This is a genomic window from Mycobacterium gallinarum (assembly GCF_010726765.1).
Classification (GTDB): Bacteria; Actinomycetota; Actinomycetes; order Mycobacteriales; family Mycobacteriaceae; genus Mycobacterium; species Mycobacterium gallinarum.
On record NZ_AP022601.1, the window covers coordinates 989,530 to 1,000,951 of the forward strand.

General features: G+C 60.6%; 9 protein-coding genes. 5 read left to right on the plus strand and 4 right to left on the minus strand.

The window, feature by feature from the left end:
• Positions 1-6 precede the first annotated feature (6 nt).
• Together G6N42_RS04915 and G6N42_RS04920 are read right to left on the minus strand one after the other, a co-directional pair.
• Positions 7-4,914, minus strand: a complete 4,908-nt coding sequence (locus G6N42_RS04915) for a DEAD/DEAH box helicase (RefSeq protein WP_163726848.1) — start codon at positions 4,912-4,914, stop codon at positions 7-9.
• Between the two features lie 159 nt (positions 4,915-5,073).
• Complete coding sequence (locus tag G6N42_RS04920) at positions 5,074-6,357, minus strand: hypothetical protein (protein WP_163726852.1); 1,284 nt, start codon at positions 6,355-6,357, stop codon at positions 5,074-5,076.
• 85 nt (positions 6,358-6,442) lie between these two features.
• Here G6N42_RS04920 and G6N42_RS04925 point away from each other — a divergent pair, with 85 nt between their 5' ends.
• Together G6N42_RS04925 and G6N42_RS04930 are read left to right on the plus strand one after the other, a co-directional pair.
• Complete coding sequence (locus tag G6N42_RS04925) at positions 6,443-7,129, plus strand: hypothetical protein (protein WP_163726855.1); 687 nt, start codon at positions 6,443-6,445, stop codon at positions 7,127-7,129.
• Positions 7,130-7,436: 307 nt separating this feature from the next.
• Entirely contained in the window at positions 7,437-7,721 is a 285-nt protein-coding gene (locus G6N42_RS04930; protein ID WP_163726858.1) for a hypothetical protein, read from the plus strand.
• Here the strand turns inward: G6N42_RS04930 and G6N42_RS04935 are convergent.
• Positions 7,715-8,374, minus strand: coding sequence for a hypothetical protein (locus tag G6N42_RS04935; RefSeq protein WP_163726861.1), 660 nt, complete (start codon positions 8,372-8,374; stop codon positions 7,715-7,717). The two genes, G6N42_RS04930 and G6N42_RS04935, sit on opposite strands and share 7 nt — an antisense overlap.
• An 87-nt stretch (positions 8,375-8,461) precedes the next feature.
• Here G6N42_RS04935 and G6N42_RS04940 point away from each other — a divergent pair, with 87 nt between their 5' ends.
• Positions 8,462-8,728, plus strand: a complete 267-nt coding sequence (locus G6N42_RS04940) for a hypothetical protein (RefSeq protein WP_163726864.1) — start codon at positions 8,462-8,464, stop codon at positions 8,726-8,728.
• Between the two features lie 14 nt (positions 8,729-8,742).
• Here the strand turns inward: G6N42_RS04940 and G6N42_RS04945 are convergent, their stop codons facing one another.
• On the minus strand, positions 8,743-9,471 hold the full coding sequence (locus tag G6N42_RS04945) for a hypothetical protein (protein ID WP_163726867.1): 729 nt from the start codon (positions 9,469-9,471) through the stop codon (positions 8,743-8,745).
• Between the two features lie 294 nt (positions 9,472-9,765).
• On the opposite strand from G6N42_RS04945, the gene G6N42_RS04950 reads away from it, so the two are divergent.
• Both G6N42_RS04950 and G6N42_RS04955 read left to right on the plus strand, forming a co-directional pair.
• Positions 9,766-10,914, plus strand: a complete 1,149-nt coding sequence (locus G6N42_RS04950; RefSeq protein ID WP_163726869.1) for a tyrosine-type recombinase/integrase — start codon at positions 9,766-9,768, stop codon at positions 10,912-10,914.
• Between the two features lie 281 nt (positions 10,915-11,195).
• Complete coding sequence (locus G6N42_RS04955) at positions 11,196-11,393, plus strand: helix-turn-helix domain-containing protein (protein ID WP_163726873.1); 198 nt, start codon at positions 11,196-11,198, stop codon at positions 11,391-11,393.
• Positions 11,394-11,422: the final 29 nt, after the last annotated feature.

Below are 11,422 nucleotides of genomic sequence, written 5' to 3' on the forward strand. Positions count from 1 at the left end.
ATCGCGTCACACTGACGCGGACACTTCGGTCGGCTGTGCAGCACCGAGCTGATCGACGAGCTTCATGGTCTCGACGCTAACGGTGGTGATTTTCTTGATGAGATCGACGATGTAGGTGGGGTCTTGGTGTTCGTCGCACCAGTCGTTGGGGTCGTTGACGATGCCGGATGCCTTATCGGCCTTCACCTGGTAACGCTCGATGATCCACTCAAGCGCACTGCGCGAGCCGAGCATGTAGTCGTGCGCCAGGTCCGGAATGCCGCTAATCGTGACTCTGCTGTTGTACACAATGGCTGAGCGGTCACCCTTAGCGCGCCAGCGCATCTTGTCGACGCGCCACGTTTCCCGGTCATCCAAGCCTGCGCCGCGACGTACTTCAACGTTGAGTGAGTACGGTTCGGCTCGTTCGTAATTCAGATGAAGGTTCGCGAGCCGGCGGCCAACCTCGGCAACGGTCGTGAATCGCTCGACGCTTTCCGGGGTAGGGATATGGGGTAGCATCTTCTTGAGATCGGCGACGTATCGGATGCGGTAGTCGGGGTCGTGCAGGACGCCGTACACGTAGTAGAAGATGTCGTCTTTGCTTACATCGTCGCCGATCGCAGTCCGGTACTGCGTGAGGAAGTCATCGGTGATGTTGTCGACTCGCCTGTACCCCCATTGATCTACCTCTTCGCCAGCAGAGAAGTCAAAACCATCATCACTGTCGGCGCTCTCGTAGGTCCAGCGGGGGAAGTAGCGGCCACCTGATGAGCCCCAGAACGCTAGATCGGGGATTGAATCGGTGAGGAGTGCAGAGAATGGCTTCTCGGATCCTGCTACCACCAAGTAGAAACCAATGTTTTCGTGCTGCGACGTCGGGAAAAACGATGCCAGAGAACCCCGGCGCTCGCACAACGATTCATCGAAGTATCCGTAGATTCTGTTGAATGGTCGGTAGCTACAGGACCGAATTTCGCCGGGGTTGAGTTCGATGCTTCTACCGCGCGAAAGGCGGGTCTTAAGTCCAGCTGACCACTTGATGTAGGAAGCGCTGGCAGCGTCGGACCGACCGGTAAGGTAGTCATTTACTAAAGCTTCGCTTCTTTTTGTACCGGCTTGATTCACAAACCCATTGAAGCGGGTTTGTTCGGTGTGGTAGTTGTCCATCATCCGATTGAGGTTGTCTTGCAGACGGTTACGCGAGAAGTTGTACGACCAGGCATCCCTACTTGTGAAGAGCCCCAACGAATGCTGTGTGAAAACCCGAAGCACCCGGCTCGTATCGCCACGGTCCGCTCCGAGTGGTGGCCAAGTCGCGAAGGTTGCGTCCCGTTGATGTATCCAGTCTCCCTCTGGTGAGGGAACAATGGGTTGCCAATCCATGGCTTCGATGTCGTCTTTGGCGATAATGTCCAGCTTCTGATCACGCGATAAGCAGTCGCCAATGTCTCTATACCTGATCCTGCAGGGGCCCGTTCGCGCGGGATCTTTGACACCAATGAACACCGCAATCGTGGCCTGGGAACCAGCGCCGAAGATTTGTCCTCCTTCCTCCTTCCAGTTAGATTTCCGCATGTTCCCGCGAAGATTGAAGACATAGATGTCGCTGTACTCATGAGCGAGCGTCAGTCGCACACCGTCCGCCGTGTTTCCGTCGATCCAGCCTCCATTCGAGACAAACGCGACGACCCCGGTATCTCCAATGCGGTCGGTAGCCCAGCGGAAGGCGCGAAGGTATGAGTCATAAAGCTTGTTCTTCAACTGCCCTGTCGAGTACTTGGCGTAGGTCTGCTCGATCCGAGTATCCAAAGTCGGATATTTGGTGTTGGCGTTTAGGTCGTTCGCTGATCCCTGGGCCGCCGAGTAGGGCGGGTTTCCGACTATGACGCTAATCGGTGTCTTCAGCTGCGCGGTGATTCGGTTGTTGTTGGTGGCGAAGACATCGAAGTCGAGGGTGTCGTCGGCTTCATGGATCTGGAAAGTGTCGGCGAGGACAATGCCCGGGAAGGGTGTATACGCGTCGCTGTCCGCCGATTCTCCCGTTAGCGCGTGGTAGGTGGTTTCGATGTTCACAGCAGCGATGTAATACGCCAGCAGCATAATCTCGTTGGCGTGCAACTCATGTGAGTATTTCTTCTTAATATCGTTAGGCCGGATCAACCCTGACTGAAGCAGGCGGGTGACGAAGGTGCCGGTGCCTGTGAAGCCATCGAGGATGTGCACATCTTCATCGGTCAGGCCCCGCCCGAAGTGATCCCGACAGATGTGATCGGCGGCGCGCAGGATGAAGTCCACCACCTCGACGGGTGTGTAGACGATGCCGAGCGCGTCCGACTGCTTCTTGAACGCCGTCTGGAAAAACTTTTGATACAGGTCGGCAATAAGCCGTTGTTTACCTTCTGCGCTAACAACCTGTTCGGCTCTGGCGCGAACCGAGGCATAAAACTTATCCAGCCGCGTGGTTTCGGCGGCCAAGCCTGCGCCGTCCACCGCATCAGCCATGTCCTGCATGACTTGCGACACCGGGTTGTGGGTGGCGAAGTCGTGACCTGCGAACAAGGCGTCGAAAACTGGCTTGGTAATCAGATGCTGAGATAGCATGCTGATCGCGTCGTCGCGACCGACGGAGTCATTTAGGTTGTCGCGCAAGCCTTTCAGGAACCGATCAAACTGTGCAGTAACCCGAGGGTCGGTGTCGGGCGCGTCGAGGATGGCGTTGATGCGCGTGATCTGGGCGGTGGCGATATCAGCGACATCGGCGGCCCATTGATCCCAGTACACGCGGGTACCGACCTTGTCGACGATGCGGGTGTAGATGGCTTCTTGCCATTGCGACAGTGAGAACAAGGCCATCTGTGCCGGACCGGCGGCAAGAGTGGTGTCGGTGTCTGGGTCGTCTGCCGTGGGACCGATGTGCGCGCCGAGGAGCCGGTTGCTGCCCTCTCCGCTCTTGGCGTTGCCGCCGGTATTGAGGGCGATGCTGTTGATCATTGCGTCGAATCGCTCGTCGTGGGAACGAAGCGCGTTGAGGACTTGCCAGACGACTTTGAATCGCACGTTGTCGGCCAGCGCGTCGGCGGGGTCGATGCCGGAAGGCACAGCGACGGGCAGTATGACGTAGCCGTAGTCCTTGCCGGGAGACAGCCGCATGACCCGACCCACGGATTGCACGACGTCAACGATCGACTTGCGGGGATGTAGGAACAGCACCGCATCCAGCGCTGGAACGTCAACACCTTCCGACAGGCAGCGGGCGTTGGTGAGGATGCGGCATTCGCCCTCGGCGACAGGAGATTTGAGCCACGCGAGTTCGGCGTTGCGTTCCAGCGCGTTATAGGTGCCGTCAACGTGGTGAACGTCGCACACCAAGCCACGATTGGTCTCTTCAACCCGGTGGCCTTCGTTCTCCTGCGCATCGAGCGATTCTTGATATGCCTCCACGACGCGGGGGAATAGGCTGGCGACCTGTTTGGAAGTCGCGATGTCTTGTGCGAACGCGACCGCCCGCTGCATCGGCGGCTCATTCGGAGCGAAGCTAGGGGTGCCGTCAACGGTGGCGCCAGCGCGTTTAGCCAGTCCGTTCCAGCAGCCAACGATCCTCGATGCGTCATCCAGGGGCAGTTCGCCGAATGCGGCCATCTGCTGCTGCAAGGGTGCTTTCATCACTGCCTCATCGATGGTCAGCACCAGAACCTTGTAATCGGTAAGCAAGCCGTTCTCGACAGCGTCACCAAAAGTCAGGTTGTGGAACTCAGGGCCGTATCGCAGCTCGTCGTCCATCGACACCAGCTCCGCCGAATGCTGGCCGGCTTTGTCCTTGACGGAGTCGCTGTAGATACGTGGAGTGGCCGTCATGTACAGGCGGCGGTCGGCCTTCACGTAGTCGTTGTCGTGGATACGCACGAAGTTGGACTCATCCTCGCCCGCGAGCGTGATGCCGGTGGTGCGGTGGGCTTCGTCGCAGATCACCAGGTCGAAGTCATCCACGCCGAGGATCTGCGCCTCAGCCACAGTTGGCAGCGACTGGTAGGTGCTGAAGACGACCGTCAATCCTTTGGCGCGTTTGCGGTGGCTCATCTCGTCGGCGAGCTTCGTCGGGTTGGTAGTGACCGGAATGGGCACGTCGTGGATGTTGAAGTCCTCAGTGGAACGCAGCCGTCCGACTTTGGTGTCCGAGCACACCGCGAAGGCCCGCAAATCCAGTTCGCTTTGGGCGGTCCACTCCCGCAGCGACTGACTCAGCAGCGAGATTGATGGAACGAGGAATAACACTCGCGCGCTGCCTTCGGCATCGGCGGCCATGCGTTCAGCCAGTTTGAGTGCGGTGAAGGTCTTGCCGGTGCCGCAGGCCATGATCAGCTTGCCCCGGTCGTTGCCGATAGCGAACCCTTTCAAGACGGCCTCGATGGCATCCACCTGGTGAGGCCAGGGCTGCTTCTTTTCGGCGGTGGCCAGCTCGATGGTCAGGTGGCCCTGCGGCCAGGCGATATCCCAGTCGATTGGCGACTCGGCAATATCGGCCATGTTGATGCGCTGCACCGGCGTGGTCTGGTCGTTGAGCGCGTCCTCGGCGTTCTTGCCCCACTTGTCAGTGGTGGAGATGATCACTCGGTTGGTGAACGGCTTCTTGCCCGACGCAGTAAAGAACGAGTCGATGTCGCCCTTGGACAGGGTGTGGGTCGGTTCGTAGAACTTGCACTGAATGGCGGTGTACTCACCACTGTCGCGTTCGCGGGCCACCAGGTCGACGCCGGTGTCAGTCTTGCCTTTGCGGTCGGGCCAGTCCATCCATCGCCACACCATGTCGTACTGCTGCGTCAGTGCTGGATCCAACTGGAAGTAGCGCACCATCAACTTCTCGAACAACGTCCCCCGGTCGACATTGGTCGGCGCTTGCCGCAACACATCGATCACATCGTTGATGGAAGCCATCGTCGATCCCCTCTGAGAATTACGTCCCCCGACTTGGCAGAGTTAGAGAACTCAGCGTAGTCGGTCGGGCTTGTGACGCGGCGGCGTTTGCAGGGCTAGAGCGGTTTGCTGAGTGGTGCGGCGAAGTGGTAGACGCCCTGTGGCGGTTTAGGCTGGTGGCTATGACTGAATGTCCTCAAGTCTTGGCTCGTCCAGGGCGGCCAGGACCTCGTTAATCGCGTCGTGGACTTCCGCTGTTAATTGGCCCGTGCTGTCCCGAGCGACTGCGTCGGCGAGTTGCCAGGATCGCGTAACTTGGATGCTTGGGCGGATGTCGAAGTGGTCCATTGGTAGCTTGTTTGCCCACTCGTCGAGGCTCTCCATCTCGGCTTGAATAGCGTATTTGTGCTCGACTAGCCAGTGTCGAAACTCCGGGTCATTGACGTCTTCGCGTGGTCGGCGTCCAGCGCGGTGGTCATGGAAGTCTTTGACCCATTGGCGCACGTATGCCGGACCAGGCACATGCCGTGCTGGATACCATCGTTGAGGGCCGCTCGCCCGCCAGTAGGCGAGGTAAAGATTGGCGTTTACTTGCCAGGCCGGGTTCTCGGTCAAGGCGATGAGGGCTTCCGCCCTCTCCGGATCGGAGTAGACACGTTTGTACTGGGGAGCGAGTTCGGCGGGCCACACACTGACGATGAGATTGTCGCCCTCGATGTAGAGGCTCACTCGGTCGAAGGCGACTACCTGGCTGGCCGGAAACTTGACTCCGGCATGACCCAAGACATCGCGGACCTCAGCGGAGAACCCGGTCGCCTTCTCCAGGATGGTTCGGAGGCGGCGCAGACGTCTCCCTCGGTTGTCGCCGCAACGCTCGAGGTCGGTGTAGGGCAGCAGGTCACCGAAGTTCTCTTCCGCATTATTGAAGAAGTCGTTCATGACTTCTTTCTCGGCGGGACCGAGAACCCCTAGTTCCACCAAATTCCACCAGCGGTCGAGGAGCTCCTGCCACCTGACAGGCACCCTGCGCTTCTTCTTGGGGGCGATCCCCTTGGTGTTGATGTCTAACGATTGCTGGTCACTGGCGTTGGCGTAGAGCTTGCTTTCGATCACGACCAAGAGACGTGAGCCGTACTCGATAACACCGTCGTATCGGGCCCTGCGTTCAGAGGCCAGATTCGGCTCCTGCGTCTCCACAAGGTTCTCGTGAGGCCCGAGGAAGACGCTGACAAGCTCGGCGAGTTCCGGATCTTCAGCGTCGGGGTCTAGCGGCACCAGCTTTTCCGTTTGCATCGCGAAGCGCGGACGCGGCAGAGCTGACAGCGGATAACACTTGGCGAGGTCCAAGAACGCTGCATGCGCCAAAGGAACCAGCTTTAACACAATTAGGGCTGCTCGCGTTAGCTGGTCTTCGTGCTTGGCGTCGCGCTCATACGGACGAAAGATGCTCAGGTGATGCTCCACGTAACCCGACACTAGTGTCCGGAGTGGCTGTTAAATGGCTCGAACCGGCGCCACAAACTGCGAATCGGCGGAGTGATCATTGCGAGTGAAACTGAACGAACTGTCTGAGCACGAGCTCGCTGAGGCGGTGCGAGAGTTCAACGCCAGGTACGGCGAGATGGAGCGGGTCCTATGGTGCCTTTCGGCGCACTCCCGTGCTGCGCTGCTCGACCACGATAACGAGGCTCCCGCCGTCGAAGCACTCATATGGACCATCAAGAGCTGGTGGGGCGTTCAAGGCGTTCGCCGCGAAACCAAATCCGCGATGGCAAGAGCTCTCGTTACCTTGGAGTGGACACCCGAGCTGTTTGGGCCAGTCGACATGCCGCCAGCCGGCGCCGAAGAGTATGCAATCGACCTGGTCGCAACGGTCGTCCGACAAACCATTGCGATGGGCGTGCAGCGGCGCGAGTATTCCCTCGCCTCCAAGGTGCTCCACTGGCTTTTGCCATGGCGCATCCCTGTTTACGACAGTTTCGTTCGGTCGAGCCTCGGTATTCCAGAAGTCCGGGATCATCCCGAGGCTTACGCCCACATAGCGGGTGAGCTGGTCCGGGCCGCGCGAAACGTCACCGCCGCGAACCCGGCATGGGTCGGCTCGCTAGAGCCGCGCGCACCGTTCCGCGCCTTCGACAAATGCCTCTGGTGGTTCGGCGGGGGCAACGCCGCTACTGCGGTCGAGGTCAGAAGCCCTTGGAAAATAGTTGACGAGCTCGGCTTGGCGCGCTCGTGAACACAGGCGGCCCCTGCGGTTCGAGCGCGCAAGTGCGTACTTGAAGGGGCGGGGTGCCTCCAAAGTTGTAACGCGTTCACGGCCCCCGAGCCTTCTGGATCCTGTTTTCTACCCCCGCGAACTGCGCAAAAAAGCGCGTTTCCCCAGCGAAAAGTGAACACCGAGAACGGCGGTGGCGACGCGGAATTTCCGACATTAGCACTGGTGAACGATGTGTTCTGTTGTGACATTGGCGGCGGTTTGATTACTTGTGGAGTGAACGCCGGGCACATGTTCGCTAGGAGGTGTGTACCAGTAGGGAGGTCGGGTGCCGAGGGTCTACGACGGTGCTGCGCGGGCGGCGCGCGATGCGCAGCTGCTGCGGCTCTACCTGGAGGGTCACAGCTACCGCGCCATCGCGGCGCAGCCCGGTCTGAGCCTTTCTCTGCGCGGTGTGGTGAAGGCGGTGCAGCGGCAGCTGGCCGCCGGGCTCCACCAAGACACCGTGGCGGCTGCCTTCGCTGCGGCGTACCAGGCTGCTTGCGACGGCGACGCACTCGGTGTACGGGCGCTGCGCCGCCTAGGGGCGAATGCTGGTCTGCCTGATCAGTAACGACCCTGCAGATCTTGGCGCGCAACGTCGATGATCCGGTTGCACCGCCCAACCCAGGCGTCGAGATCGACATCAGCCGTGCCGGTCCCAATCTCTTGGACGGCGTTACTGAGCTGCCTCAGGGCCCGGTCATGTTCGGCCTTACGTTGAGACGCGTCGGTCCGCGACTCGAACTCTTCCGCTCGCCGCGTTCGTGCGAGTGTCCGTTCGGCGTTCTGCATCGTGGTCAAATGCACGGCGTGCGGACGAGTTAGGTCAGTTATGTGGGCGAGCATGTCATCGACAGCGTCTCGCACCGGTTCGGCTGCGTACGCCACGATGTCGCTGACGCCTTCCTCGTCGCCGAGCGCCTGCTTGAATCCGTACAGTTCAAGGGTCAGGCGCGCGCGCCAGGAGATGTAGTCGTCCTCTTCGCAGCCGGGCCGCTGCGCTATCTGCGCCTTGCGCTTGACGCTGCGGCACGCGGAGATGAGCCTGCGCAACGCATCGCTTTTCGCCTGCCACACGCGGTCCTCGAAGTTCAAGGCTCGCTCATGCTGGCGGTCGTCCCGCCTCGTGGCCGCGTCGATGCGCTTGGTCCATATTGCGACAGTTGCGGTAGCAAGCACGGAGACGATGGGCACCACAACGGTCCCGAAAGTGGACCAGTCCATGCGCCTGAGACTACGACGGATACATGGAATCCTTATGGGCGGCGTGCCGTCACGCGCGGGGCGGCTGATGCGGCAGCATTAGGGGGCATGTGTGAAACCCGAAAGGGCGTCGTCACGGTGCCTAACACGCTCGGCCCCCGCCGCAAGGCGCACGAAGCCACCGCGGCAGCCCTGAAGGATGCCGCCTCGCAGCTGGCCGACAACGAACAGCTCATCGCCGAGAGCGTGCGCCTCGACGGCACCGGGACGGCCCGTTGGAGTGAGGCGCACGAGGACTACGCCCTCATGGACTTTCCCTACACCTACACGGTGATGGTGCCGGGCTGCACTGGGTGGAGCAGGCCGGTCACGTAGCGGCACGGCGGCTGTCAGTGCTGAGTTAGCGGTACCGCGCGCAGTTGGCCTGCACGCAACTCTGTGGTCTCAGGTTCGCCCCAGTCGTCAAACCACCACCGCACTAAGTCTCGCTCCCAGCTAGGCACCACGTAGTCATCAGGCCAAGGGTCGTCGCCGTTGAGGAACTCACCAAAGCGCTGCAGGTAGCGGCAGCTCTCGTCCAGCCATTGGATCTGCTTCAGCGCTTGCACAAGGTCATGCTCGCTGACGGCGTCGAGCCGCGAATACTGTTGGGACCAGACGTCATCTCGGAAACTCAGCTCGCCGGGCCGCTTATTGCGCTTGCGCGGCTCGCCCGGCTTGCCGAGGCGCATGAAGGCCATCGCCCGGTTGGGCGGGGGAGAGTCGTTGTCCACCTTGGTGACATATAGCAGATGCGCCAACCTGTGGCGCACGTCGCCCGCCTGCAAGCATGCCGCCGACCACTCCTCATGGGGCCAGCGGATGTTGTAAATCTCAGCCACTCGCCGGATAGTCGCGGGCAGCTTGTCGGACTTGGCAGGCGGGCCTTCGCGGCCCACCGCGTGAAAGAACGCCCAGTTCACGTCGGACTTCAAGAGTTCCCACGCGCCCAGCACCTTGAGTGCGAATGCCTCGATCGAACTGGCGCTGGGCCACCATGCCTCCCGCCGGGCCTCATTGTCAGCAGCTACTCGCTGCTCCAGCTCGGCCAGCCGACGCCTTTGGTCGTCCTCACCCATGCGGCTCAGTATTGCGGGACGCCGCCACGCTTTTAGATAACGCCACGCCATAGCTAGGTATGTGGTGCGTATGTGGTGCAAGCTGCTGCACTCTCCGGTAAAAACCGGCTGCTACCTGCGTTAATGCTGGTGCGCGATACTGGGATTGAACTTGTATCCGTGCAACTTCTCCGGTGTGTGTCTGACCAGCTAAAGAAGGCCTTTGAACTGGCGACACGCTAAACAGTATCCCGTGCACTGGCGTACCCGCAAGTACCCTGCCGTGTACCCTCCTATTGCACGTTTATTGCACGGATGGGAGAAACAGTGACGCGCGACCGCCGCACGTTCGGCCGTCTACGCAAGCTGCCGTCCGGCCGCTACCAAGCCGCCTACATTGGCCCCGACGACCAACTCCACACCGCGCCGCGCACCTTCAGCGCCAAAGTCGATGCCGAAGGCTGGCTCTCAGACAGGCGCAAGGAAATCGACCGAGAATTGTGGAACCCCGGCGCCGGCCAGGAGACTAAACGCAAACCCGACGCCCTTTTCAAGGACTACGCCCAAACCTGGGTTGAGACCCGCCGCGTCAAGGGACGGCCGCTGCGGCCCCGGACAAAGGAGCACTACACCAAACTGCTCGAAGGCCACATCTACCCGACGTTCGGTAAGAAACCGCTACGCACGATCACTCCGGAGATGGTGGACAAGTGGTACGCCAAAGCGGCGCCCGATACACCGACCACGAAGGCCCACGCCTACAGCCTCTTGCGGACTATTTTCGAGTCCGCCCGGACCAGTCGTCAGCGTCTCATCGACGTGAACCCGTGCATGATCGCCGGGGGCGGAAGCTCTGAGCGGAAGATCAAACCCAAACCGCTTAACGCCATCCAACTCGGGGCGCTTGTGGAGTCGATGCCCGACAGTTACCGGCTCATGGTGCTATTGGCAACGTGGGCGGCGATGCGTTTCGGTGAATTGGTTGAACTGCGTCGCAAAGACATCGACCTGGACGACGCCGTCGTGAACATCAGTCGCGCAGCGGTCCGGGTTGATGGGGGATGGGAAGTGGGAAAACCCAAGAGCGATGCGGGGATTCGTATCGTGACGATTCCACCCCACATCATCCCCGCAGTCGAGCACCACCTGTCGAAATACGTTGACGCCAAACAAGACTCACTGCTGTTCCCGGCGAAGTCGGGTGGACACTTGCAGCCTTCAACCCTGTACCGGCACTTCTACAAGGCCCGGGTCAAGGCTGGCCGACCGGACTTGCGTTGGCACGATCTGAGGCATTCGGGTGCCGTTTTCGCTGCGATGACCGGAGCCACGCTCAAGGAACTGATGGACCGGCTGGGGCACAGCACCCCCGCCGCTGCACTGCGGTATCAACATTCAGCCGCGGGCCGAGACAAGCAAATCGCCGCCGCCCTCTCGCGGCTTGCGGACGACACGCCGCTGTAGCGAACCGCAGGGAACTCTGCGCCTGTCGTGCTAACTTGAAGGCACTGTTAGGAATCCGAAAAGGAGACCCGGCAGTCGGCATGGACACTCCGAAAGGGAGGACCTGCGAGGCCGCCAGTTCCGGCGGTTAGCCCGAGACGGGCTAGTGCGCGCGATGCGCATCTCAAGGGCCGCGCGACGCCAAAGGCCGTAGTCCCTGACTACATATGCCTTGGCGAGGAACGAAATGTCCATCAGCGGCAAATCAGGCTCGGTCCAAGGTAATTCCTTTGGAGCGAGCCATGCCCGAACACCAAACCAATTCTCTCGACATCGCCGCAGCAGCGGTCGAACTCAACGTATCCAAGAAATTCATTCGCGAACGCATCGCTGACGGCAGCCTGCCGGCGCACCGGCTTAGAGGCTCACGCCTGATCCGGATCACGCGTACGGATCTTGAGGCACTCAAGCAGCCAATCCGCGGCGGTGCGGCCGGATGAATCCAACGAAAAGACCGGGCCCCGCCACA

Bases quoted from the DNA above. Each gene is read 5' to 3' on its own strand.
- G6N42_RS04940 (WP_163726864.1), top strand. From the start codon at position 8,462: ATGTGTGAAACCCGAAAGGGCGTCGTCACGGTGCCTAACACGCTCGGC.
- G6N42_RS04915 (WP_163726848.1), bottom strand. From the start codon at position 4,914: ATGGCTTCCATCAACGATGTGATCGATGTGTTGCGGCAAGCGCCGACC.
- G6N42_RS04950 (WP_163726869.1), top strand. From the start codon at position 9,766: ATGGGAGAAACAGTGACGCGCGACCGCCGCACGTTCGGCCGTCTACGC.
- G6N42_RS04945 (WP_163726867.1), bottom strand. From the start codon at position 9,471: ATGGGTGAGGACGACCAAAGGCGTCGGCTGGCCGAGCTGGAGCAGCGA.
- G6N42_RS04955 (WP_163726873.1), top strand. From the start codon at position 11,196: ATGCCCGAACACCAAACCAATTCTCTCGACATCGCCGCAGCAGCGGTC.
- G6N42_RS04935 (WP_163726861.1), bottom strand. From the start codon at position 8,374: ATGGACTGGTCCACTTTCGGGACCGTTGTGGTGCCCATCGTCTCCGTG.